Here is a 24400-nt window from a genome sequence, read left to right as displayed (position 1 = left end):
GTGTCTACTTCCCCTTGTGCCCGGACTTGCCCCGGCCGGGCTTGTGCCCGCCGTTCTCGGTGCCGTGCGTGCTGTCGTACTTCTCGTACGCGTCGACGATACGGCCGACCAGCTTGTGCCGGACGACATCCTGCGACGACAGCCGGGAGAAGTGGACGTCCTCGACGCCCTCCAGGATCTCCTGGACCTGGCGCAGGCCGCTCTTGGTGCCGTTGGGCAGGTCGACCTGCGTCACGTCACCCGTGATCACGATCTTCGAGTCGAAGCCGAGGCGGGTGAGGAACATCTTCATCTGCTCGGGCGAGGTGTTCTGGGCCTCGTCCAGGATGATGAAGGCGTCGTTGAGCGTACGGCCGCGCATGTAGGCGAGCGGGGCGACCTCGATCGTCCCGGCGGCCATGAGCCGCGGGATGGAGTCGGGGTCGAGCATGTCGTGCAGGGCGTCGTACAGCGGGCGCAGGTAGGGGTCGATCTTCTCGTAGAGCGTGCCCGGCAGGAAGCCGAGCCGCTCGCCGGCCTCGACGGCCGGGCGGGTGAGGATGATCCGGTTGACCTGCTTGGACTGCAGGGCCTGCACGGCCTTGGCCATGGCGAGGTACGTCTTGCCCGTACCGGCCGGGCCGATGCCGAAGACGATCGTGTGCTGGTCGATCGCGTCGACGTACCGCTTCTGGTTGAGGGTCTTGGGGCGGATGGTGCGTCCGCGCGAGGACAGGATGTTCTGCGTGAGCACCTGGGCCGGGGTCTCCGGCCCGTCGTTCGTCCCGGCGTCGCTCGCCTTGAGCATGGCGATCGAGCGTTCCACGGCGTCCTCCGTCATCGGCTGCCCGGTGCGGAGCACGAGCAACATCTCCTCCAGCACGCGCGAGATCAGGGCGACGTCCGCGGGGTCGCCGGCAGCGCTGATCTCGTTTCCCCGGACGTGGATGTCGGCCGCCGGGAAGGCCTTCTCGATCACGCGCAGCAGGGAGTCGCCGGAGCCCAGAACGGTCACCATGGGGTGCTGGGCGGGGACGGTGAACTGTGCCTTCGCCTGCCCCTGCGCGGGGGTGTGAGTGGTGGGTGTCTGAGTCATGGGCCGGCGCCGCGCGCCTGCGATTCCTCCTCGTCACGGCCGCGCATGGCTTCGAGCGGCCTCGCGATATCAAGAGTACGACGGGGGGCTGACAACACCGAAGGGCTTTTCGCCCACGGCCAAGGGGCGCACGCGTCCGCGGCCGGGTGGTGGCCCGCTCGCGCGGTTCCCCGCGCCGCGCTGCTGCATGGTGGGCCGGCTGCGCTGCCGTCGGCCCGGACCTCGGGAGGCCCGGCCGGCCGCGGCGCCCGGTGCCGTGTCACGGCGCCTCGGCCGGCCGCGGCGCCGGGTGCCGTCACGGCACGTGGCGGAAGCCGATGGTCGGGACCGCGCGGCGCAGCGGCCAGCACGCCGTCTGCTCGTCGGGTACCAGTCCCTCCAGGAAGGCGTAGCGCCGCAGGGCCGCCGGGCTCTGGCCGTCGACCGAGCGGACCGTGCGCCACCACGCGCCGATCTCGGCCCAGCCCGGCGCCGAGAGCGAGCCGCCGAACTCCTGCACCGACAGCGCCGCGGTGAGCCCCGCGAAGGCGAGGCGGTCGGCGAGCGGCCAGCCGGCGAGCGTGCCGGTGACGAAGCCCGCGACGAAGACGTCCCCCGCACCGGTCGGGTCCAGGGCTTCCACGGCGATCGCCGGGACCTCCGCGGACTCCCCGGTGCGCCGGTCCACCGCGTACGCCCCCTCAGCGCCGAGCGTGACGACCGCGACCGGCACATGGCGGGTGAGCGCGTGGGCCGCCGCCCGCGGGCAGTCCGCGCCGGTGTAGCGCATCGCCTCCTCCGCGTTGGGCAGGAACGCCTCGCAGTGCTCCAGGTCGGCGAGGCCCGCCAGGTCCCACGCCCCGGTGTCGTCCCAGCCGACGTCGGCGAAGATGCGGGTGCCGCGGCTCGCGGCCGTGGCGATCCAGGGGGCGCGCCGGCCCGGCGTGAGGGAGGCGACGGCGGCGCGGGCGTAGGGCGGATGGTCCGGGGCGGGCTCCTGCGGGGGCGGTTCGTGACCGTGGGAGACCATCGTGCGCTCCCCCTCGTACGCCATCGACACGGTGACCGGCGAGTGCCAGCCGGGGACGGTCCGCGACGGTGTGAGGTCGATGCCCTCGCCCTGCTCCAGCGCGTCCCAGCAGTACTCGCCGTAGTGGTCGTCGCCGAAGGCCGCGGCCAGGGAGGTCCGCAGTCCGAGCCGGGCGAGCGCGGTGGCCATGTTGGCGACGCCGCCGGGGCTGGAGCCCATGCCCCGCGCCCAGGACTCCGTCCCGCGGACGGGCGCGGAGTCGAGTCCGGTGAAGACGATGTCGAGGAAGACGGTTCCCGTCAGGAAGACGTCCCACGGTGGATCGCCCGCCGTGCGCAGCTCGGCGAGCGGGTCGATCCGGGGCCGGCGGTCGCGGTCCTCTCCCATGGATCCCATCGGTCCCATGGCTCCGGTGGACGGGGTCACGGTGCGCTCCCTGACGTGGTGCGGTTCTGGCCAGTCTGCACCACGGCACCGGCAACGCGCCGCTTCCGGACGGCAACGCACCGGCCTCACCCGCGGCGGACCGGTGTCAGGCCGGTGCCGCCGGGGAGACGGGGAAGATCACCAGCGCGGGACCGACGGCGTGACCCAGCGGGGGTCCGCGGCCCGCATCGCGGCCGCGTCGTCGCGGTCGCGCAGCCCGCCGTCGTCGTCGAGCCAGCGCCGGTGCAGGAACGCGAGCCTGCCGGGGTCGAGTTCCACGCCGAGGCCCGGAGCGTCCGACACGGCGACGCATCCGCCGTGGAACACGGGCCGCTCGGTGAGGACGTCCTCCGACTGCCAGGGGTAGTGCGAGTCGCAGGCGTGGTGGAGGTTTGGCACGGTGGCCGCGACGTGGGTCATCGCGGCCAGGGAGATGCCGAGGTGCGTGTTGGAGTGCATGGACACCCCGACACCGAAGGTGCGGCACAGCGCGGCGAGCTGCTGGGTGTTGCGCAGGCCGCCCCAGTAGTGGTGGTCGGAGAGGACGACCTGCACGGCGTCGCGCGTGAACGCCTCCTTGATCTCCGCGAACGTCGTCACGCACATGTTGGTGGCGAGCGGCACGTCGGTGTGCCGGGCCACCTCGGCCATGGCCGGGGTGCCGAGCGCGGGGTCCTCCAGGTACTCCAGGACGTCCGCGAGTTCTCCGGCGAACCTCAGCGAGGTCTCGACGGACCAGGCGCCGTTGGGGTCGAGCCGCAGCGGGCGGCCGGGGAAGGCCTCGGCGAGCGCGCGGATCGCCGCGACCTCCTGCTCGGGCGGGAAGACACCGCCCTTGAGCTTGTAGGAGGTGAACCCGTACCGCTCGGTGAACAGCCGCGCCTGCGCGACGATCCCGGCCGGATCCAGGGCCGCCCCCCAGTCGTCCTTCTCCGCCGCCACACCCTCGGGGTGCTCGGCCCACTTGTAGAACAGGTACGCGCTGTACTCGACGGCGTCGCGCACCTTGCCGCCGAGCAGCGCGTGCACGGGCAGCCCGAGCGTCTTGCCGAGGGCGTCCAGGCAGGCGACCTCGAAGGCGGAGACGACGGACAGACGCAGTTTGCCGGCCGTCTGCACACCGCGCAGTCCGCCGACGCCGACCTGGCCGGAGACCCGGGAGGAGTCGACGGCGATGTCGTCGGCGACGGTGAACAGGCCGTTCAGGTCGCTGACCGAGCGGCCGACCAGCCGCCGAGCGAACGGCCGGGCCAGTTCCAGGTACTTGGTGTCGCCGTACGTCTCGCCGACGCCGGTGATCCCGTCGGCGGTGACCACCTCCACGATCAGCCGGGGGGTGTACGGCTGGTGGACGCCCTGGGTGTTCAGCAGCGGCGGGTCGGCGACCAGGATCGGCGTGAGGCGGACGTCGGCGACGGTCAGGTTCACGGGGCGGCTCCTACGAGGTCGAGTCCGGCGGCGAGCAGGGCCGACAGGCCGGCCAGGTCGGCGGCCGAGGGGTCGGTGAGCGGGGCACGTACGGGCCCGACGGGCGCGCCGCGCAGCCGGGCGGCCGCCTTGACCAGGGACACGGCGTATCCGGGGACGCGGTCGCGCAGTTCGACGAAGGGGACGTAGAAGCCGCGCAGCAGCTGGTCGGCGGTGGAGTGGTCGCCGGCGCGCAGGGCGGTGAGGAAGGCGTGCGCGATCTCGGGGGCGAAGGCGTGGACGGCGGAGGAGTAGGCGGGCACCCCGACGGCGGCGTAGGCGCGGGCCTGGATCTCGGCGGTGGCGGCGCCGTTGAAGAACAGGAAGTCCTCGGGTGCGGCGAGGGTGAGGCGCTGGAGCCTGTCCAGGTCGCTGTGGCCGTCCTTGAGGCCGATGACGCCGGGGATGCCGGCGATGCGCCGCAGGGAGGCGGCGGTGTAGGCGACCTGGCCGCGCTGGTAGGCGATCAGCGGCAGCGCGGTGCGGGCGGCGAGCTGCTCGAGGTGGGCGACGAGCCCGTCCTGTGCGGCGTCGACCAGGTAGTGCGGCAGGACGAGCAGGGCGTCGGCGCCGGCCTCCTCGGCGATCCGCGCGAAGCGGGCGGCCTGGGCCCAGCCGTAGCCCGTGCCGGCGACGACGGGCACGCGCCCGTCCGCCTCGGTGACGGCGACGGTGACGACCTGCCGGTACTCGTCCTCGTCGAGCGAGAAGAACTCGCCGGTGCCGCAGGCGGGGAAGAGCGCGCCGGGCCCGGCGGCGAGCTGCGCGGCCACGTGCGCCCGGCAGCCGTCCGGATCGAGGGTGCCGTCGTCGTGGAAGGCGGTGAGCGGGAAGGACAGCACGCCGCCCGCCATCCCGGCCCGCAGCCTGCGCGCCGCGTCCGTGCGCCGGTCGTCGGCCACCGGCCTCATCTCCCCCTGCGAACGTCGTCCATGTATGCAGACAGAGATTATGAATGCGAACGGCCGGCGTCAATGGGCCGACGCCCCCGAGCGGCCCCGCAGGGACGCGACGGGCTCACCCCGCAGACGGGAACGGCACCTCCCACGGGCGAAAACGCGCACTTGTACCCGCCTCCACCTACGGCAAACCACACCGTGCGCCACATCACACCCCCCGCCCTTCTTCCGGGCCGCCGCACTTGATACAAATTCTGCGCGCGTTCCTGTCCGTCGACGGTCGTCGCCCATCCCCCCTTCTGTGCCGCTCCTTTCGCATGCCCTGGGAACGCCCGTGTCCGCCCCCCGCACCACGCCCTGGCCCCTCGTCGCCCTTTTCACGGCCGGGTACCTCGCCCCCTACCTGCTGCCGACCACCGTCGGCCGCCTCGACTCCGGCCTGCCGCTGACGGCCACTCAGGCCGGCGCGGTCGGCAGCGCCCTGCTGCTCGGCTCGGCCACCGCCGGCTTCCTCCTCGCCTCCCGCGTGGAGCGGATCGGCGCCCGGCTCCTGGCCCGGCTCGGCCTCACGCTCGCGCTGCTCGGCTACGGCGGCGCCGCGCTCACCACCGCCGTACCGGCCGTCGTGGCCGGCGCGGTGATCGGCGGCTTCGGCTCGGGCACGATCACGGCGGTCGCCGCCACCGGGATCGCCGCCCAGAGGGACCCGCACCGCACGACGACGGTGGGTCTCCTCGGCGTCTCGGCCCTGGCCGCCGCTCTGTGCCTGACGATCCCTCACCTCGGCCCGGGCCACGCCCAGCCGCTGGCGGCGATCGCCCTCACCGCGCTCGCGGTCTGGCCCCTGACGAGCCGTCTGCCCGTCCGCACCGCCGCCCCCGCGCACCCGCGCCGCGCCCCGGCCGCCCGCCTGCCCCAGCTGCGGGCCGGTCTGCTGCTGGCCGCCGCGATGCCGTGCTGGTCCCTCGCGCAGAACGCGCTGTGGGGGGTGAGCGGCCGCATCGGCCTCACGCAGGCCCACCTGTCGGAGTCGGCGGTCGGCGCCGTGTTCGCCGTGGCGCTCGTCGCGGGCCTGCTCGGCGTGACGGGGGCGGGAGCGATCGGCCCGCGCTTCGGCCGCACCGCGCCCATCGGCGCCGGCACGGTCCTGATCGCCGGCTGCATCGCGCTGAGCGCGTCCGCGACCGGCCTGACGTCCTTCGCGGCCGGTGAGATCGCATGGAACGCGTTCTACCCGATCGTGCTGTCGTACCTCATCGGGCTGGCCGCCTCCCTCGACCCGCAGGGCCGCTGGGCGGTGCTGGTCGGTTCGGCCTCGTCCCTCGGCACGGCGGCGGGCCCGCTCACCGGCAGCGTGCTGGCCGCGCAGGCCGGGTTCCCGGTGATGGGAGCGGTCCTGGCGGCCGGCCTGCTGGTGATCGCCGTACCGATGACGGTGGTCGCCCGGTCGGCGGGCCGGCGCACGCTGCCGGTGGTCGAGGTCCCCGTGGAGAGCCCGGCCGTGGTCGAGATCCCCGTGCAGAGCCCGGCCGTGGTCGAGATCCCCGTGCAGAGCCCGGCCCCGCTGGCCCACGAGACGACCCCGGCCGCCTGACGACCGCGCCCGGCGCCTGCCGGGCGTACTACCGGGCGTACTGCCGGGCGCACGTCCTCAGAAGACGTACGCCTCCACCTCGGCGAGGTAGCGTGCCCGGCGCTCCTCGTCGTCGTCCAGGAAGGACGCGAGGAAGGAATTGCGGGCCAGCTCGCGCAGCCGGTCCTCGCTCAGGTGCAGGTCCCGCCGCACGGCGTCGAAGTTGTCCCCGGCGTAGCCGCCGAAGTAGGCGGGGTCGTCGGAGTTGACTGTGCACATCAGCCCGGCGTCGAGCATCGCGGGCAGCGGGTGCTCGGCGAGGACGTCCACGGCCCGCAGCCGGACGTTGGACAGCGGGCACAGCGTCAGCGGCACCCGCTCACGCACCAGCCGCTCCACCAGCGCCGGGTCCTCCATGCAGCGCAGCCCGTGGTCGACGCGCTCGACGCCGAGGACGTCCAGGGCCTCGGTGATGTACTCCGGCGGCCCCTCCTCCCCCGCGTGCGCGACGCGGCGCAGCCCGAGCGCGGCGGCGGCCTCGTACACCTCGCGGAACTTCACCGGCGGGTGCCCGACCTCGGCGGAGTCGAGCCCGATCCCCGTGATCCGGTCCAGATGGGGCTTCGCGGCGTCCAGGGTCGCAAGGGCCGACTCGGCGGACTCGTCACGCAGGAAGCACATGATCAGCCGGGTGGAGACGCCATGACGGGCCTCGCTGTTCCCGAGCGCGCGCCACAGCCCCTCCACCACGGTGCCCATCGGCACGCCCCGCGCCAGATGGGCCTGCGGATCGAAGAAGATCTCCGCGTGCCGCACGCCCTGGGCGGCGGCGCGCGCGAGATAGGCGTCGGCGAGGTCCTCGAAGTCCCGCTCGGTGAGCAGGACGGCCATCAGGGCGTAGTACAGGTCGAGGAAGGACTGCAGGTCCTCGAACCGGTACGCCTCGCGCAGGGCGTCCTCGTCGGCGTACGGCAGCTGGACCCCGTTGCGCCGGGCCAGCGCGAAGGCCAGCTCGGGCTCCAGGGTGCCTTCGATGTGAAGGTGCAGTTCGGCTTTGGGTAGCGGCATCAAAACATGCTACGGCGAATTCACCGACGCTTCGGAACCGGTACCCGGAGCAGATCATGGGCCACGGTCAGCTCCCCCTCGAACCCGGCGGCCCGCGCCTGCCGCTCGAACTCCTCCGGCTCCGCGTAGCGCTGGCTGAAGTGGGTGAGCACCAGATGGCGCACCCCGGCGTCCCGGGCCACCCGAGCCGCCTGACCGGCCGTCAGGTGCCCGTGGTCCGCGGCGAGCCGGGCGTCCTCGTCGAGGAAGGTGGACTCGATGACGAGCAGGTCGCACCCCTCGGCCAGGGCGTGCACGCCGTCGCACAGCCGGGTGTCCATCACGAAGGCGAACCGCTGCCCGCGCCGGACCTCGCTGACGTCCTCCAGCCGCACCCCGCCGAGCACCCCCTCGCGCTGGATGCGCCCGACGTCCGGCCCCTTGATCCCGTGCGCGGCGAGCCTTACGGGCAGGATGCGCCGCCCGTCGGGCTCGACGACCCGGTAGCCGAAGGACTCCACGGGGTGGGAGAGCCGGCGCGCCTCGAGCGTGTACGCGTCCGTCCGAGCGATCACGCCGTCCCCGGCCACCGGCGCCTCGGTGATCCGCACGGTCTCCCGGTAGGCCGTGGCGTACCGCAGCCGGTCGAAGAACCGCTGCCCGGAGCGCGGGTAGTGGGCGGTGACGTCGTGCGGCACCTGGTCGAGGTTGATCCGCTGGATCACCCCGGCCAGGCCCAGCGAGTGGTCCCCGTGGAAGTGCGTGACGCACAGCCGGTTCAGGTCGTGGGCGGCGACCCCGGCCCGCAGCATCTGCCGCTGGGTGCCCTCACCGGGATCGAAGAGGATGCCCTCGCCGTCCCAGCGCAGCAGATAGCCGTTGTGGTTGCGGTGCCGGGTCGGGACCTGGCTGGCCGTGCCGAGGACGACGAGTTCGCGTACGGACACGGCGGCTACCCGGGCGGCCAGTTCAGCCCGCGCCCGCCGAGGACGTGGGCGTGCGCGTGCCAGACGGTCTGCCCGGCGCCGCTGCCGGTGTTGAACACCGTCCGGTAGCTCTCCAGCTTTTCCTCGTCGGCCACCGCCTGCGTCTCGCGCAGCACGTCCGCGGCCAGCTCGGGCGCTTCGGCGGCGAGCGCGGCGGCGTCCTTGTGGTGGGCCTTGGGGATCACCAGGACGTGGGTGGGCGCCTGGGGGTTGATGTCACGGAAGGCGATGGTCGTCTCCGTCTCACGGACGATCGTCGCCGGGACGCTGCCCGCGACGATCTTGCAGAACAAGCAGTCGTCCTGCGGCTCCCCTGCCATGCGTGTGCCTCCTCGCGCCGGGATGATCGCGTACGAAGGCATCGTAGCGAGTGGCTACGGCGGCGCAGGCGCCCTCACTTGCCCTGGACGGGCCAGCAGGTCGGATCGCCCTGGCACCAGATGGTCCGCGTGACGGTCACGGTGACCGTCGGCCGCGCCGGACCGGGGCCGTTCCCCGGCGGCCCGACGGGGGACGGGGTGGCGTCGCAGTTGCCGAGCCCGCTCACGTGGAACACCTGTTTCCCGCCCACCTCGGCGGTCAGGTCCCCGCGCACACAGGCCCCGTCGACGGCCCGGGTCACCTTCCCCTTGACGGTGATGTCCCGGCCGTCCTTGGTCTGTCCCCGGCAGTCGACGGTGACGACGGTGCCCGCGCCGGCCGAGGGCGTGGCCCCCCTGTCGCCGTAGTCGGCGGTACAGGTCAGCCATCGCACGTCCACGTGCCGGCGCTGAAGCTCCTTGGTCGCGGTCTGGTCGGTGGTGTAGGCGACGGCGGCCGAACCGAGCCCGCCGGGATCACAGGCCACGACTCCACCGACGGCCACGACGAGAAGGCCGGCGGCGCCGAAGATACGCCTCAACGCGCCCATGCCCAGCAGCGTGCCACTCCGTCACGACGGGCGGTAGTACGCATACGGCCACAACCCGCCTCCCCCGCACCGGTGTTCCCGCGCGGACCGCCCCGGCACGCGCGCGGGGGCTACCCCCGCAGCAGCAGCCACTCCTGCAACTCCACCAGGTTCCCCTCGGGATCCTTGAGGTGAGCCACCCGCATCCGGTCCGTCATCGCCGCGGGCCCCTGCAGCAGCACCGCTCCGCGCCCGGCGATCTCCTCGCAGTACGCGTCCAGGTCGTCCACCCGCAGCACCACCAGCGAACGGTGCCCCGTCGCCGTCTCCCCCAGCTCCCCGAGCACGGACGCCATCATCGCCCGGTCCTGCAGGGCGATCCCCGCGGACCCCACCGTCGGGCTGAACTTCTCGTACGGCCCCGACGCCGCCCCCGACTGCGGCTTCAGCCCCAGCACGTCGGCGTAGAAGCGGTAACACGCGGCGAAGTCGGTGACCAGCAGCCGCACTTGAGCCAGTTCCACGAGGCAGCAACCCCCCAGGTCAGGACCACCGTCCGGTGCGGCCGAGGAGGAGCGCCGCAGCCGCCGTCCCGGCGGTCGACGTACGCAACACCGTAGGCCCCAGCACGTACGGCACGGCACCCGCCTGACGAAACAGTTCCAACTCGTCCCCGGCCACGCCCCCTTCGGGACCGACGACCAGCACGATCTCCCCGGACGCGGGCAACTCGGCTCTCGCCAGCGGCTCGCTCGCGACGCCGAAGTCCGAGTGCAGGACGCCGGCGAAGTCCGCCGTCGCCAGAAGTGCGGCGACCTGCTTGGTGGTGGCCGCGTCCGCGACCTGGGGGAACCGCACCCGCCGGGACTGCTTGCCCGCCTCCCGGGCGGTGCTGCGCCACTTGCCGAGCGCCTTCAGTCCCCGCTCGCCCTTCCACTGGGTGATGCAGCGCGCCGCCTGCCACGGCACGATCGCGTCCACCCCGACCTCGGTCATGGTCTCCACCGCCAGCTCGCCCCGGTCCCCCTTGGGCAGGGCCTGCACCACGGTGATCCGGGGCGCCGGCGCGGGCTCCTCCTCGACGGAGGGCACATCGACGATCAGCCGGTCCTTGCCCTCCACGCCGGTCACCGGGCACACCGCGTACCGCCCGGCGCCGTCCGTGAGGACGACCTCCTCGCCCACCTGGAGCCGCTTGACCGAGACGGCGTGCCGCCCCTCCGGCCCGTCCAGGACGAAGCGGCCCCGGTCCGTCCCGAACGACTCGACGACGAAGACGGGCGCCGTCATCGCACCTCACCCCCGTGAGTTCCGGCCGACAACGCTGTCCTCGCCGCATGGAGTTCACCGGCCAGCAGCTCCACCAACCGCCCGGCCGGCAGGGTCCGGGCCAGCCGGTGCCCCTGCCCCGCCCACAGCGCCATGCCCTGCGCGTCGTCCGCCTTCGCCGCGGCCTTGCGCAGCGGCGCGGTCAGATGATGGATCTGCGGATACGCGGCCGGCGCGTACGGGCCGTGCTCGCGCAGGAACCGGTTGACCAGCCCGCGCGCCGGTCTCCCGGAGAACGCCCGGGTCAGCTCGGTCCGCACGAACAGCGGGTTGGTCAGCGCGTCCTTGTGCACCGCGTGCGCCCCGGACTCCTCCGTCGCGAGGAACGCCGTGCCCAGCTGGGCGGCGCTCGCCCCCGCCGCGAGCACCGCGGCGATCTGGCTGCCCCGCATCAGCCCGCCCGCGGCGACCACCGGGATCGACACGGCCTCCCGCACCTGCGCCAGCAACGCCAGCAGCCCGATCCCGGAGCCGTCGTTCTCCGGCACGTCCCGGTGCGTGCCCTGGTGGCCGCCGGCCTCCACGCCCTGCGCGATCACCGCGTCCGCGCCGGAGCGCTGCACGGCGACCGCCTCGTCGGCCGTGGTGGCGGTGACCCAGACGAAGGTGCCGACCCGGTGCAGGGAGTCGACGACCTCACGGCTCGGGACGCCGAAGTGGAAGGAGACCACGGGCACCGGGTCGTCGCGCAGCACCGCGAGCTTCGCGTCGTAGCCGTCGTCCCGGCCGCTGTCGGGGTCGCCCAGCTCGGTGTCGTACCAGGTGGCCTCCCCGGCCAGCTGGTGCGCGTAGACCTCGACGGCGCCGGTCTCGGCACCGTCCGGCTGCGGCATGAACACATTGACCCCGAAGGGACGGTTCGTCAGGCTCCGCAGCTGCTTGATCTCCTGGTACATCCCGTCGGCGGTCTTGTACCCGGCGGCGAGGAAGCCCAGCCCGCCCGCCTCGCAGACGGCAGCGGCGAGGGGCGGGACGGAGACGCCGCCCGCCATGGGAGCCTGCACGATCGGATGGGGGAAGAGATCGGTCAGGGAGGACATGACCGCATGGTGTCACGTCCCCCGGACAAGTCCGAATCCACCCGCCCCGCGGGCACGGGCCACCGGCAGAGCCGGCGGCCCCACGCCTCACCGTCCGTTGAACGCGTCCTTCAGCCGCGAGAACAACCCCTGCTGCCCGGGCTGGAACTGGCCCGTGGGGCGTTCCTCGCCGCGGAGCTTGGCCAGCTCGCGCAGCAGGCGCTCCTGCTCGGGGTCGAGCTTGGTCGGCGTCTGGACCTCGACGTGCACGATCAGGTCGCCGCGTCCGCCGCCGCGCAGATGCGTGACACCGCGGTTGTGCAGCGGGATCGACTGGCCGGACTGAGTGCCGGGCCGGATGTCGACCTCCTCCATGCCGTCCAGCGTCTCCAGCGGCACCTTCGTGCCGAGCGCCGCCGCCGTCATCGGGATCGTCACCGTGCAGTGCAGATCGTCACCGCGCCGCTGGAACGTCGGGTGCGGCAGCTCGTGGATCTCGACGTAGAGGTCACCGGCGGGACCGCCGCCGGGCCCGACCTCGCCCTCACCGGCGAGCTGGATGCGGGTGCCGTTGTCGACACCGGCCGGGATCTTCACCGTCAGCGTCCGCCGCGAGCGCACCCGGCCGTCACCGGCGCACTCCGGGCACGGGTTCGGCACGATCGTGCCGAAGCCCTGGCACTGCGGGCACGGCCGCGAGGTCATGACCTGGCCCAGGAAGGACCGGGTGACCTGCGAGACCTCACCACGGCCGCGGCACATGTCACACGTCTGCGCGGAGGTGCCCGGCGCGGCGCCCTCACCCGAGCAGGTGGAACAGACGATCGCGGTCTCGACCTGGATGTCCTTCGTGGTGCCGAAGGCCGCCTCGTCGAGTTCGACCTCGACCCGGATCATCGCGTCCTGGCCCCGGCGGGTACGCGAGCGCGGTCCGCGCTGCGACGCCGTACCGAAGAACGCGTCCATGATGTCCGAGAAGTTCCCGAAGCCGCCCGCGCCGAAGCCGCCCGCGCCGGCGCCGCCGGACTGCGAGAGCGGGTCGCCGCCGAGGTCGTAGACCTGCTTCTTCTGCGGGTCCGACAGCACCTCGTAGGCGGCGTTGATCTCCTTGAACCGCTCCTGCGTCTTCGGATCGGGATTGACGTCCGGGTGCAGCTCGCGAGCGAGCCGCCTGAACGCCTTCTTGATCTCATCCTGCGACGCGTCGCGGCGCACGCCGAGTACGGCGTAGTAGTCCGTGGCCACCTACGACTCCGCCAGGATCTGTCCGACGTACCGTGCCACTGCGCGTACCGCTCCCATCGTTCCCGGGTAGTCCATGCGGGTCGGTCCGACCACGCCGAGCTTGGCGACAGCCTCGCCGCCCGAACCGTAGCCGACCGACACGACGGACGTGGAGTTGAGTCCTACGTGGGCGTTCTCATGACCGATACGGACGGTCACGCCCGGATCCTTCGCCTCGCCGAGCAGCTTCAGGAGGACGACCTGCTCCTCCAGAGCCTCCAGCACCGGCCGGATCGTGAGGGGGAAGTCGTGCGAGAAACGCGTCAGATTGGCGGTGCCGCCGATCATCAGCCGTTCCTCGTTCTCCTCGACGAGCGTCTCCAGCAGCGTGGACAGCACCGTCGAGACCGTGCCGCGGTCCTCCGGGTCGAAGGCCTCCGGCAGGTCCTCCACCAGCTTCGGCACGTCCGTGAACCGGCGGCCCGCGATCCGGCTGTTCAGCCGGGCCCGCAGATCCGCCAGCGAGGTCTCGCCGAAGGGTGCCGGGCAGTCCACCATCCGCTGCTCCACCCGGCCGGTGTCGGTGATCAGCACCAGCATCACCCGGGCGGGCGCGAGCGACAGCAGCTCCACGTGCCGCACGGTCGAGCGGGTCAGCGACGGGTACTGCACGACGGCCACCTGCCGCGTGAGCTGCGCCAGCAGCCGCACGGTACGGGCCACCACGTCGTCGAGGTCGACGGCGCCCTCGAGGAAGTTCTGGATCGCGCGCCGCTCCGGCCCGGTCATCGGCTTCACACCGGCCAGCTTGTCGACGAACAGCCGGTAGCCCTTGTCGGTGGGGATGCGCCCCGCGCTGGTGTGCGGCTGCGCGATGTACCCCTCGTCCTCCAGGGCCGCCATGTCGTTGCGGACGGTCGCCGGGGAGACGCCGAGGTTGTGCCGCTCCGTGAGTGCCTTCGAACCGACCGGCTCCTCGGTGCCCACGTAGTCCTGGACGATGGCGCGCAGCACCTGAAGCCGTCGTTCACTCAGCATGGCGCACACCTCCAGAGCCTTCCCTCGAATCGTCCCTGGCACTCTGCGCGTCCGAGTGCCAGACGTCCCCGGGCCAGTGTACGGCGGTGGGGTACGCCCCCGGCAAGGCTGGTCGTCCGCGCGCGGCCGGTACGGCTAGCGTCGCGGTATGACGGTTACTTGGGAAGAGCTCGGGTGGGAACGGCTGGCGGCCGGGGTCGGACGGTGCCGGCTGCCGGGCTGGGACTGCACGACGGGGCTGATCGTCGGCGCGGGCACGGCACTGATGGTCGACGCCGGGTCGAGCCTCGCGGAGGGCGCCCGGCTGCGTGCCGAGGCGGAACGGCTCACCGGGCACGGTGTGACCCATCTCGCGTTCACCCACCCCCACTTCGACCACGTCCTCGGTGCCTCCGCGGTGCGGGCCGCCGAGATCTTCGGCGCGGTCGGCATCGAGTCCGCGTTCACCCCGCGCGGCCGGGAGGAGCTGCGGGCGGACGCGGTGACGGCCGGCCTGGACCCGGAGGCCGCCGAGGAGGCCGCGGGGGTGCCGGTGCCGGTCGGCCACCTGGTCAGCGGCGAGTGGACGCTCGACCTCGGCGGCGGCCGCCAGGTGCTGCTCGCCAACGTGGGTCCCGGGCACACCGCCCACGATCTCGCCGCGCTGGTCCCGGGCGAGCGGGAGGTGGTGTTCTGCGGTGACCTCGTCGAGGAGTCCGGCGAGCCGCAGGCGGGCCCGGACGCCGTACCGTCGCACTGGCCGGACGCGCTGGACCGGTTGCTGGCGCTCGGCGGCGACGACGCGCTGTACGTGCCCGGTCACGGAGCGGTGGTGGACGCGGCGTTCGTGCGGGCGCAACGGGACGCGCTGGCGGCCCGCTTCGGCGTGTCGCGCTGATCGGGGCCCCCGGGGGCGCGGGTTCTCCTATCGTCATCCGAATGCGGCAGTACTCCCCCGACCTGACCCCGCCCTGGAAGAAGAAGCCCGCTCCGGCGCCCGAGGTGGCGGCCGAGCCGGGCCTGGTGGTGGAGGAGCCCGGCAGCGGCTTCTGCGGGGCGGTGATCCGCTGCGAGGCCGGCACCGTCACGCTGGAGGACCGCTTCGGCAAGCACCGGGTCTTCCCGCTCCAGCCGCGCGGCTTCCTGCTGGAGGGCCGTGTGGTGACGCTGGTCAGGCCCGCCTCGGCGGCTCCGGCACGGCCCGCTCGTACCGCGTCCGGATCGGTGGCCGTGCCCGGCGCCCGCGCGCGGGTCGCCCGCGCCGGGCGGATCTACGTCGAGGGACGGCACGACGCCGAGCTGGTGGAGAAGGTGTGGGGCGACGACCTGCGCATCGAGGGCGTGGTCGTGGAGTATCTGGAAGGCGTCGACGACCTGCCGGCGATCGTGGAGTCCTTCGCCCCGGGTCCGGACGCCCGTCTGGGCGTCCTGGTGGACCATCTGGTGCCGGGCACGAAGGAATGGCGGATCGCCGAGGCCGTGACGAGTGAGCACGCGCTGGTGGTGGGCCACCCGTACATCGACATCTGGCAGGCGGTGAAGCCGTCGGCGCTGGGCATCGAGGCGTGGCCGGTGATCCCGCGCGGCCAGGACTGGAAGACGGGCGTGTGCCGGGCCCTCGGCTGGCCGGAGAACACGGGCGCGGCCTGGCAGGCGATCCTCGGCCGGGTGCGGTCGTACCGGGACCTGGAGCCGGAGCTGCTGGGCTGTGTCGAGCGCCTCATCGACCACGTGACCGTGCCCTGAGAGCTACCTGATCGTTGCCTCGGCGGGACCGGTGGACTGCTCTCCGCCGTCGCGGAGGTGGTCCGTCGATGAGCTGGTCCACGTGGCCCAGCAGTTCGTGCTCCCCGCCGACGCGGGGTCGGCCCCTCAGTCCACCAGGTCCCGCACCACCGCGTCCGCGAGCAGGCGTCCGCGCAGGGTCAGTACCGCGCGGCCCCCGGCGTACGGCTCGCTCTGGAGCAGCCCGTCCGCCAGGGCCCGGCCGGCGGCCCGGCGGCCGTCCGCCTTCAGCAGGTCCAGCGGTACGCCCTCGCGCAGCCGCAGCTCCAGCAGGATGCGCTCCACGCGGCGGTCCTCCTCGCTCAGGAGCTCCCGCCCGGCGCCCGGGGAGCGGCCTTCGGCCAGGGCCGCCGCGTAGGCGCCCGGGTGCTTCACGTTCCACCAGCGCACCCCGCCGACGTGGCTGTGGGCACCCGGGCCCGCGCCCCACCAGTCGGCGCCGCGCCAGTACAGCTCGTTGTGCAGGCAGCGGCCCGCCTCGGAGGTGGCCCAGTTGGACACCTCGTACCACTCGAAGCCCGCCGCGGAGAAGGTCTCCTCGGCGATCAGGTAGCGGTCGGCGTGCACGTCGTCGTCGGTCATCGGGACCTCACCGCGCCGGATGCGCCGGGCGAGCTGCGTGCCCTCCTCGACGATGAGGGCGTACGCGCTGACATGGTCGGGGCCGGCGCCGATCGCGGCGTCCAGCGAGGCCCGCCAGTCGTCGTCGGACTCTCCGGGCGTGCCGTAGATCAGGTCGAGGTTGACGTGCTCGAAACCCGCCGCGCGCGCCTCGGCCACGCACGCCTCGGGGCGGCCCGGGGTGTGGGTGCGGTCGAGGATCTTCAGCACGTGCTGCCGGGCGCTCTGCATGCCGAAGGAGATCCGGTTGAAGCCGCCCTCGCGCAGGGTGGCGAGGTAGGCCGGGTCGACGGACTCCGGGTTCGCCTCCGTGGTGATCTCCGCGTCCGGCGCGAGCCCGAACTCGTCCCGGATCGCCGCCAGCATCCGCACCAGGTCACCGGCGGCCAGCAGGGTGGGCGTACCGCCGCCGACGAACACCGTGCGCACCGGGCGCGGATCGTCGCCGAGCACCTTGCGGGCCAGGCGGATCTCGTCGGTCAGGGTGTCGGCGTAGTTGTCGCGGGAGGCCAGCACTCCGCCGGTGGAGCGCAGCTCGGTCGCGGTGTAGGTGTTGAAGTCGCAGTAGCCGCAGCGGGTGGCGCAGTAGGGCACGTGCAGATAGAACCCGAGGGGCCGCTCGGCGGCGCCGGCGAGCGCGGACGCGGGCAGCGCGCCGTCGTCGGGGACGGGCTCGCCGTCGGGGAGTGCTGAAGGCATGTCTCCCATTGTCCAGGACCGCGGAGGGTTACTCCGCCTGGAGGACGAGCAGCGCCAGATCGTCCTCCGGCGGCTGCCCGCCGAAGTCGTGCACCAGCCGGCTGATCCGCTCGGCGACGAGGCCGGCGTCGAGACCCGCGCACCCGGCGAGCGCGCGGGCCAGCCCGTCGCCGTCGTCGAACTGGTCGGGGCCGTTGCGCCGCTCGGTGACCCCGTCGGTGACGCAGAGCAGGGTGTCGCCGGACCGCAGCTCGATGGTCTCGCTGGTGTACGTCTCGTCCTCGACGACCCCCAGCAGGGTCTGCGGGCGCGCGGCGGTGCGGACGTCGCCGCCGGGGCCGAGGACCAGCGGCAGCGGGTGTCCGGCGGAGGCCAGGGTGCAGCGGACCCCGCCCTCGTACGGCACCAGCTCGCCGTAGAGCAGGGACAGGAAGCGGGTCTGCGGGCCGTCTCCGGGGGCGACGGGGCCGGCGAAGGCGCGGGCGGCGGCGTCGGCGGCCTCGGTGGCGTCGTCGAGGAGGAGCTGGTTGAGGCGGTCGAGGACGTCGGCGACGCCGTAGCCCTCGCGGGCCAGCAGCCGCAGCCAGGGCCGGGCCAGGCCGATGACGACGGCGGCCTCGGGGCCCTTGCCCTGGACGTCGCCGACGGCGAAGCACCAGCGGCCGTGGCCGGCCGGGAAGACGTCGTAGAAGTCGCCGCTGGGACCGCCCTTGTCGCAGGGCTCGTAGACGAGCGCGGTGCGCACGCCGGGGATCTCGGCGACGGCGCCGGGCAGCAGGCCGCGCTGGAGGACGGCGCTGATGGTGGCCTGGCGGGCGTACTGGCGGGCGGCGCCGATGGCGAGCGCGACGCGGCGGCTGAGGTCCTCGACGAGCCCGGTGACCTCGTCGGGGAAGCGGAGCAGCCCGGTGCGGCCGATGACGAGGGTGCCGAGCGGGCGGCCGCCCGCGACGAGGCGGTAGGCGAGGGCCGCGCCGTGCGGGCCGAGCACGGCGCCCGGCCACGGGTAGGGCAGCGGGCCGTGGGAGGCGGGGCCGGGCGGGCGGGGCGGTTCCTTCTCCAGGGCGTGGCGCAGCTCCTCGACGAGGTGTTCTCCGCTGTGCCACACCCGGGCGGGCCGTACGCCCGGTCCGCCGCCGTCGGCCCAGCCGCGCCCGCTGACCTCGTCCTCCAGCCACACGGCGCACCAGTCGGCGAGGCGGGGCACGACGAGCTGGCCGGTGAGGGACGCGACGAGGTCCTCGTCGAGCTGTCCGGCGAGCAGATCGGAGGCCTCGGCGAGGAAGGACAGGGCGCCGCGCCCGAGCCAGTCCCGGTCGCCGTCGGCGCCGCGCGGCTCGGGGGCGAGGATCCCGGCGAGCTGGAGGGCCTCGCCGAGGGCCCGGTCACCGGGGTGGGTGAGGTCGTCGTGGAGCGGGCGGTCGTCGGGGTGGGGGCGGTCGTCGGTCTCCGGGGTGAGCCGGGCCCAGACCGTCTTGGCGGTGCGGCGGTAGGTGACGCCCCAGGACTCGGCGAGCGCGGCGACCAGGCGCAGTCCGCGCCCGTACTCCGGTTCCGGTGTGCCGTCGTCGGCCGTGGTGTCGCGCGGGGCGCGGGTGGGGTGCCGGTCGGTGACCTCGACGACCACGGCTCCGGCCGGCTCCAGCCGGCAGTGCAGTTCGACGTCGGTGCCCGCGTGCACGACCGCGTTGGTGACCAGCTCGCTGACGAGGAGCGCCGCGTCCTGGGCGAGGCGCTCGGTGAGCCGTTCGGCACCGGGCAGGGCGAGGCCGGTCCACTCGCCGAGCGCCGCGCGGACCATGCCGCGTGCGGTGCCGGGCGCGAGTTCGCTGCCGGGCAGGAGGGCGTGCGCCCGCGCGCGGCTGTCGGTGTGCGCGGGCGCAGCACCGGTCAGGACCTCGGTCTCGCGCTGCGTCGGTACGACCCCCATCGACAACTCCCCGAGCGGTTCGGCTGGACATCTGTCGGGCGTTGGCGACAGGGTGACAGACCGGACCGGCGCATAAGCGTGGAGTTACCGAACTGGGTCGCGATGAGCGAGAACCAGGGCGTATGAATGCCCGGATCCGGACAGAAAGAGTTCGGATCCGGGCATTCCGCGTTCACAAGGCGTCCGCCGCTGGACTATGCCAAACATGTCCCCGGCGTCACCGGTCTACGCCTCGCGCGTCCCCGCGTACATCTCGTCGATGAGGTGCTTGTACTCGCGCTCCACGACCGGCCGCTTCAGCTTCAGGCTCGGGGTGATCTCGCCGTGCTCGACGTCGAGGTCGCGGGGCAGGAGGCGGAACTTCTTCAGGGTCTGCCAGCGCTGCAGGCCCTCGTTGAGCTCCTTGACGTAGCCGTCGATCAGCTCGACCGTCTGCGGCGCGGCGACCACCTCGGCGTACGCCTTGCCCTCCAGTCCGTTGTCCTTGGCCCAGTCGAGGATGGCCTGCTCGTCCAGGGCGATGAGGGCGGTGCAGAAGTTCCGGTCGGCGCCGTGCACCAGGATGTTGGAGACGTAGGGGCAGATCGCCTTGAACTGGCCCTCGACCTCGGCCGGCGCGACGTACTTGCCGCCGGAGGTCTTGATCAGGTCCTTCTTGCGGTCGGTGATGCGCAGATAGCCGTCGGGCGACAGCTCGCCGATGTCGCCGGTGTGGAACCAGCCGTCGCTCTCCAGCACCTCGGCGGTCTTCTCGGGCAGCTTGTGGTAGCCCTGCATGATGCCGGGGCCGCGCAGCAGGATCTCGCCGTCCTCGGCGATCCGGACCTCGGTGCCGGGCAGCGGCTTGCCGACGGTGCCGGTGCGGTAGGCCTCGCCGGGGTTGACGAAGGAGGCCGCGGAGGACTCGGTGAGGCCGTAGCCCTCCAGGATGTGGATGCCGGCGCCGGCGAAGAAGTAGCCGATCTCCGGGGCGAGCGCGGCGGAACCGGAGACACAGGCGCGCAGCCGGCCGCCGAACGCCTCGCGGATCTTGCTGTAGACCAGCGTGTCGGCGACCTTGTGCTTGGAGGCGAGGCCGAAGGGCGCGGAGCGGTTGCCGGTGCGCTTGAAGTTGTCCTGGGTGACCTTGGCGTACTCGCGGGCGACCTCGGAGGCCCACTGGAAGATCTTGTACTTGGCGGCGCCGCCGGCCTTCGCCTTGGCGGCCACACCGTTGTAGACCTTCTCGAAGATGCGCGGGACGGCGGCCATGTACGTCGGCTGCACGAGCGGCAGATTCTCGATGATCTTGTCCACGCGGCCGTCGACGGCGGTGACGTGACCGACCTCGATCTGGCCGGAGGTGAGCACCTTGCCGAAGACGTGCGCCAGCGGCAGCCACAGGTACTGCACGTCGTCCGGGCCGACCAGCCCGGTCGCGGCGATCGCCTTGGCCATGTACGACCAGTTGTCGTGCGGCAGGCGCACACCCTTGGGGCGGCCGGTGGTGCCGGAGGTGTAGATGAGGGTGGCGAGCTGGTCGCGGGTGATCTTGCCGACCCGCTCCTTGACCAGCTCCGGGTCCTGCGCGAGGCGGGCGGCGCCGCGCTGCTCCAGCTCGGCGAGGGTGAGCACCCAGTCGCCGCTCTCCACGCCGGCCGGGTCGATCACCACGACATGGGTGAGGTCGGGCAGCTCGGCGCGCCTCTCCACCGCCTTGGCGAGCTGGGCGGCGTTCTCCGCGATGAGGATCTTGCTCTCGGAGTCGGAGAGGATGAACGCCGACTCCTCGGCGTTGGTCTGCGGGTAGATCGTGGTGGTGGCCGCGCCGGCGCACATGATGCCGAGGTCGGCGAGGATCCACTCGAGGCGCGTGGAGGAGGCGAGCGCGACGCGCTGCTCCGGCTGGACACCCAGCTCGATCAGACCGGCCGCGATGGCGTGCACCCGCTCGGCCGCCTGGGCCCAGCTGAGGGACTTCCAGTCGTCCGGGCCCTCACCGGAGGCGGCCGGTACCGGATACCGGTAGGCCTCGGCGTCCGGCGTGGCCGCCACGCGCTCCAGGAAGAGGCCCGCCACGGACGGCGGACGGTTCTCGATCAGGGTAGTTGCGTCGCTCACGACATCCTCCGGGGCCCGCGACAGTGCGGCTGGCGCGACAGTGCGGCTGGTTCCTACCCACGAGACGTTGTTTAACTCTCGAGTAACTATCGGGCAGGGACAGAGTAGAGCCCGACCGCCGCCTGCGTAAGAGCTGACGCCCGGTGGTTTGCCTGCCGAGTGACCGACGGAACACACAGGGGCCCGGCGCACTTTCGTACGACGGACCCCTGTGTGACCGGTTTTGCCGGGCCGGCGGGCTACGGTCGCCGGTTACTTCTTGCCCTTGGCCGATGCCCCGCTGTCATCGCTGGACAGGACGGCGATGAAGGCCTCCTGCGGAACCTCCACAGAACCGACCATCTTCATCCGCTTCTTGCCTTCCTTCTGCTTCTCCAGCAGCTTCCGCTTACGGGAGATGTCACCGCCGTAGCACTTGGCGAGGACGTCCTTGCGGATGGCGCGGATGGTCTCGCGGGCGATCACCCTCGAGCCGATGGCGGCCTGCACCGGCACCTCGAAGGCCTGCCGCGGGATCAGCTCCTTGAGCTTGGCGACGAGCCGCACACCGTAGGCGTACGCCTGGTCCTTGTGGGTGATCGCGGAGAACGCGTCCACCTTGTCGCCGTGCAGCAGGATGTCGACCTTGACCAGGGAGCTGGTCTGCTCGCCGGTGGGCTCGTAGTCGAGGGAGGCGTAACCGCGGGTCTTGGACTTCAGCTGGTCGAAGAAGTCGAAGACGATCTCCGCGAGCGGCAGCGTGTAGCGGATCTCGACGCGGTCCTCGGAGAGGTAGTCCATGCCGAGCAGGGTGCCGCGCCGGGTCTGGCACAGCTCCATGATCGAGCCGATGAACTCGGTGGGCGCGAGGATGGTGGCCCGCACGACCGGCTCGTAGACCTCGTTGATCTTGCCTTCGGGGAACTCGCTCGGGTTGGTGACCGTGTGCTCGCTGCCGTCCTCCATGACCACGCGGTAGACCACGTTGGGGGCGGTGGCGATCAGGTCGAGGCCGAACTCGCGCTCGAGGCGCTCGCGGATCACGTCCAGGTGCAGCAGGCCGAGGAAGCCGACGCGGAAGCCGAAGCCGAGCGCGGCGGAGGTCTCGGGCTCGTAGACCAGCGCGGCGTCGTTCAGCTGGAGCTTGTCCAGGGCCTCGCGCAGCTCGGGGTAGTCCGAGCCGTCCAGCGGATACAGACCGGAGAAGACCATCGGCTTCGGGTCCTTGTAGCCGCCGAGCGCCTCGGTGGCACCCTTCGCCTGGCTGGTGACGGTGTCACCGACCTTGGACTGGCGCACGTCCTTCACACCGGTGATCAGGTAGCCCACCTCGCCGACGCCGAGGCCGTCGGCCGGGAGCATCTCCGGCGAGTTGGTGCCGATCTCCAGCAGCTCGTGGGTGGCGCCCGTCGACATCATCTTGATGCGCTCGCGCTTGTTGAGCTGGCCGTCGATGACACGGACGTACGTCACGACACCGCGGTAGGAGTCGTAGACCGAGTCGAAGATCATGGCGCGCGCGGGGGCATCCTTGACGCCGACGGGCGCCGGGATCTCCGCCACCACCTTGTCGAGCAGCGCGTCGACGCCGACGCCGGTCTTCGCGGAGACCCTGAGCACGTCGTCGGGGTCGCAGCCGACCAGGTTGGCGAGCTCCTCGGCGAACTTCTCGGGCTGCGCGGCCGGCAGGTCGATCTTGTTCAGCACGGGGATGATCGTGAGGTCGTTCTCCATCGCCAGGTAGAGGTTGGCGAGGGTCTGCGCCTCGATGCCCTGGGCGGCGTCGACGAGGAGGATGGTCCCCTCGCAGGCGGCGAGCGACCGCGAGACCTCGTAGGTGAAGTCGACGTGCCCCGGGGTGTCGATCATGTTGAGGATGTGCGTGTTGCTCTTGTCATGGGTCGGGGCCCACGGCAAACGCACCGCCTGGGACTTGATCGTGATGCCACGCTCGCGCTCGATGTCCATCCGGTCGAGGTACTGAGCACGCATCTGCCGCTGCTCGACGACGCCGGTCAGCTGGAGCATCCGGTCGGCGAGCGTGGACTTGCCGTGGTCGATGTGCGCGATGATGCAGAAGTTGCGGATCAGAGCCGGGTCGGTACGGCTCGGCTCGGGCACATGGTTAGGGGTCGCGGGCACGCAGGGTCCTGTCTCTTGAGGCGCCTTATGCCTCGGGTCGGATCGATACGTAGCTTCCATGGTCCCACGGGTGGGGCGCGGCGACCGGTTTGGGCCACTCGAAGGGCCGCTGGTAGTGTAGGGGGCTGTGTCTCATGCCCTCTCAGCGCGAGGCACATCCAAGAAATCACCTGGCACGGGTCCGGGGGTTCTCTCGTGGAATCCCTTCCAGTCCCGTGCCTGAACCTGAAAAGGCTCATTCGTGGCGAACATCAAGTCCCAGATCAAGCGGATCAAGACCAACGAGAAGGCCCGGCTGCGCAACAAGGCCGTCAAGTCCTCCCTGAAGACCGCGATCCGCAAGGCCCGCGAGGCCGCTGCCGCGGGTGACGTCGAGAAGGCCACCGAGCTGCAGCGCGCCGCGGCGCGTGCGCTGGACAAGGCCGTCTCCAAGGGCGTCATCCACAAGAACCAGGCCGCCAACAAGAAGTCGGCGCTTGCTTCCAAGGTCGCTTCCCTCCAGGGCTGAGCACCTCCTTTGATCTGACGGGTCCCGGTACGGGGCCCACTCGCCGGAGGGACCCAGAGCGGGCCCTCTCTCATCCGCTCCCGTCCGGCACCCCGAGCCTGTTCGCGGCCTGCGTTCGCCACGCGGGAACGGGCTCACCCGCTTCATCCGACGGCCCCGCCGCCACGCCCTTCCCCAGGGCGGGCGACGGGGCCGTTCGGCGTGTCGGTCCCGCGCCTGCGGCCTTGCGCCGATCAACGGGCGCGGTTGCGGGCGCCGGTCGCGGGCGCGCCGGGGGCGTCACGTCCAGAAGTCGTTGTCCTTGTCGATGTCGGCGGAGCACTGGTCGAGATCGGTGATCTTGTCCCCGACCACGCGGAAGACGATGGTCCCGTCCTCGTCCAGACGCTTGCCGTTGCGCTCCGCGGTGATGTGCTGCAGGGCGACGGCGTGTCCTCGCCCGTCGACGAAGATCTGGCGCAGGTCGACGTTCAGGGAACCACCGGTCTCCTCGAAGAGCCGGCCGTACATCTGGATGACCGCGTCCTGGCCCTTGAAGTCGCCGGCCATCGGGTGACTGCCCGGCACATGGTGGGTGCAGTCCGCCGTCATGATCTCGCGCAGGGTGTCCATGTCCCCCCGGACGAACGCCTCGTACCCTCTGCGAACCAGCGCTGCGTGCGGATGCTCAGCCATG

At 72.4% G+C, this 24400-nt stretch carries 22 protein-coding genes; 4 read left to right on the top strand and 18 right to left on the bottom strand.

Annotated features, from left to right (window positions below):
• Positions 1 to 4: 4 nt before the first annotated feature.
• The 4 genes from AB0E88_RS29670 to AB0E88_RS29655 all read right to left on the bottom strand — a co-directional run bounded on the left by AB0E88_RS29670 (position 5) and on the right by AB0E88_RS29655 (position 4831).
• The gene (locus AB0E88_RS29670) at positions 5 to 1075 is read right to left on the bottom strand and encodes a PhoH family protein (RefSeq protein WP_361636892.1); all 1071 of its coding nucleotides are present in this window, start codon (positions 1073 to 1075) and stop codon (positions 5 to 7) included.
• A gap of 295 nt (positions 1076 to 1370) precedes the next feature.
• Positions 1371 to 2489, bottom strand: a complete 1119-nt coding sequence (locus AB0E88_RS29665; RefSeq protein WP_361636966.1) for a PfkB family carbohydrate kinase — start codon at positions 2487 to 2489, stop codon at positions 1371 to 1373.
• Between the two features lie 159 nt (positions 2490 to 2648).
• Entirely contained in the window at positions 2649 to 3938 is a 1290-nt protein-coding gene (locus tag AB0E88_RS29660) for a glucarate dehydratase family protein (RefSeq protein WP_361636889.1), read from the bottom strand.
• Positions 3935 to 4831, bottom strand: a complete 897-nt coding sequence (locus AB0E88_RS29655; RefSeq protein WP_361636963.1) for a 5-dehydro-4-deoxyglucarate dehydratase — start codon at positions 4829 to 4831, stop codon at positions 3935 to 3937. Before AB0E88_RS29655 ends, AB0E88_RS29660 begins: the two co-directional genes overlap by 4 nt.
• A 379-nt stretch (positions 4832 to 5210) precedes the next feature.
• On the opposite strand from AB0E88_RS29655, the gene AB0E88_RS29650 reads away from it, so the two are divergent.
• Positions 5211 to 6470: an MFS transporter gene (locus tag AB0E88_RS29650; protein WP_361636886.1), complete on the top strand. Its 1260-nt coding sequence runs from the start codon at positions 5211 to 5213 to the stop codon at positions 6468 to 6470.
• A gap of 57 nt (positions 6471 to 6527) precedes the next feature.
• Here the strand turns inward: AB0E88_RS29650 and AB0E88_RS29645 are convergent, their stop codons facing one another.
• From AB0E88_RS29645 to hrcA, 9 genes are all read right to left on the bottom strand, one after another.
• Positions 6528 to 7517, bottom strand: a complete 990-nt coding sequence (locus AB0E88_RS29645) for an adenosine deaminase (RefSeq protein WP_361636883.1) — start codon at positions 7515 to 7517, stop codon at positions 6528 to 6530.
• Between the two features lie 20 nt (positions 7518 to 7537).
• A complete protein-coding gene (locus AB0E88_RS29640; protein ID WP_361636880.1) occupies positions 7538 to 8443 on the bottom strand; it encodes a ribonuclease Z in 906 nt (301 codons plus the stop codon).
• A 5-nt stretch (positions 8444 to 8448) separates the two neighbouring features.
• The gene (locus tag AB0E88_RS29635; protein WP_361636877.1) at positions 8449 to 8802 is read right to left on the bottom strand and encodes a histidine triad nucleotide-binding protein; all 354 of its coding nucleotides are present in this window, start codon (positions 8800 to 8802) and stop codon (positions 8449 to 8451) included.
• A 74-nt stretch (positions 8803 to 8876) separates the two neighbouring features.
• Complete coding sequence (locus AB0E88_RS29630; RefSeq protein ID WP_361636874.1) at positions 8877 to 9392, bottom strand: hypothetical protein; 516 nt, start codon at positions 9390 to 9392, stop codon at positions 8877 to 8879.
• Between the two features lie 110 nt (positions 9393 to 9502).
• A complete protein-coding gene (locus AB0E88_RS29625; RefSeq protein WP_361636871.1) occupies positions 9503 to 9895 on the bottom strand; it encodes a VOC family protein in 393 nt (130 codons plus the stop codon).
• A 19-nt stretch (positions 9896 to 9914) separates the two neighbouring features.
• Positions 9915 to 10661 (bottom strand): 16S rRNA (uracil(1498)-N(3))-methyltransferase, encoded by a 747-nt coding sequence (locus tag AB0E88_RS29620; protein ID WP_361636868.1) that lies wholly within the window; start codon positions 10659 to 10661, stop codon positions 9915 to 9917.
• Entirely contained in the window at positions 10658 to 11740 is a 1083-nt protein-coding gene (locus AB0E88_RS29615; protein WP_361636865.1) for a nitronate monooxygenase, read from the bottom strand. The genes AB0E88_RS29620 and AB0E88_RS29615 overlap by 4 nt, the downstream gene beginning before the upstream one ends.
• An 87-nt stretch (positions 11741 to 11827) precedes the next feature.
• The gene (gene dnaJ / locus AB0E88_RS29610; RefSeq protein ID WP_361636862.1) at positions 11828 to 12964 is read right to left on the bottom strand and encodes a molecular chaperone DnaJ; all 1137 of its coding nucleotides are present in this window, start codon (positions 12962 to 12964) and stop codon (positions 11828 to 11830) included.
• Positions 12965 to 13981, bottom strand: a complete 1017-nt coding sequence (gene hrcA / locus AB0E88_RS29605) for a heat-inducible transcriptional repressor HrcA (protein WP_361636859.1) — start codon at positions 13979 to 13981, stop codon at positions 12965 to 12967.
• 148 nt (positions 13982 to 14129) lie between these two features.
• Between hrcA and AB0E88_RS29600 the strand changes: the two genes are divergently transcribed.
• Both AB0E88_RS29600 and AB0E88_RS29595 read left to right on the top strand, forming a co-directional pair.
• Positions 14130 to 14858 carry an MBL fold metallo-hydrolase gene (locus AB0E88_RS29600; protein WP_361636856.1) on the top strand — a complete coding sequence of 243 codons (729 nt, stop codon included), beginning with the start codon at positions 14130 to 14132 and terminating at the stop codon, positions 14856 to 14858.
• 41 nt (positions 14859 to 14899) lie between these two features.
• The gene (locus AB0E88_RS29595) at positions 14900 to 15706 is read left to right on the top strand and encodes a DUF3097 domain-containing protein (protein ID WP_361636853.1); all 807 of its coding nucleotides are present in this window, start codon (positions 14900 to 14902) and stop codon (positions 15704 to 15706) included.
• A 126-nt stretch (positions 15707 to 15832) separates the two neighbouring features.
• On the opposite strand, the gene hemW is transcribed toward AB0E88_RS29595, so the two are convergent.
• From hemW to lepA, 4 genes are all read right to left on the bottom strand, one after another.
• Entirely contained in the window at positions 15833 to 17065 is a 1233-nt protein-coding gene (gene hemW, locus AB0E88_RS29590) for a radical SAM family heme chaperone HemW (RefSeq protein ID WP_361636850.1), read from the bottom strand.
• Positions 17066 to 17093: 28 nt separating this feature from the next.
• Positions 17094 to 18995 carry a SpoIIE family protein phosphatase gene (locus AB0E88_RS29585; RefSeq protein WP_361636847.1) on the bottom strand — a complete coding sequence of 634 codons (1902 nt, stop codon included), beginning with the start codon at positions 18993 to 18995 and terminating at the stop codon, positions 17094 to 17096.
• 225 nt (positions 18996 to 19220) lie between these two features.
• A complete protein-coding gene (locus AB0E88_RS29580; protein WP_361636844.1) occupies positions 19221 to 21095 on the bottom strand; it encodes a long-chain fatty acid--CoA ligase in 1875 nt (624 codons plus the stop codon).
• Positions 21096 to 21347: 252 nt separating this feature from the next.
• Positions 21348 to 23216, bottom strand: coding sequence for a translation elongation factor 4 (gene lepA / locus AB0E88_RS29575; RefSeq protein ID WP_361636841.1), 1869 nt, complete (start codon positions 23214 to 23216; stop codon positions 21348 to 21350).
• A gap of 241 nt (positions 23217 to 23457) precedes the next feature.
• Here lepA and rpsT point away from each other — a divergent pair, with 241 nt between their 5' ends.
• Positions 23458 to 23724 carry a 30S ribosomal protein S20 gene (gene rpsT / locus AB0E88_RS29570; protein WP_055710488.1) on the top strand — a complete coding sequence of 89 codons (267 nt, stop codon included), beginning with the start codon at positions 23458 to 23460 and terminating at the stop codon, positions 23722 to 23724.
• 279 nt (positions 23725 to 24003) lie between these two features.
• Here the strand turns inward: rpsT and AB0E88_RS29565 are convergent, their stop codons facing one another.
• Positions 24004 to 24399 (bottom strand): nuclear transport factor 2 family protein, encoded by a 396-nt coding sequence (locus AB0E88_RS29565; protein WP_361636838.1) that lies wholly within the window; start codon positions 24397 to 24399, stop codon positions 24004 to 24006.
• Position 24400: the final 1 nt, after the last annotated feature.

It is taken from the genome of Streptomyces sp. NPDC028635, from assembly GCF_040637635.1.
Lineage (GTDB): Bacteria > Actinomycetota > Actinomycetes > Streptomycetales > Streptomycetaceae > Streptomyces.
This window is presented reverse-complemented; position numbering and strand designations above follow the sequence as displayed.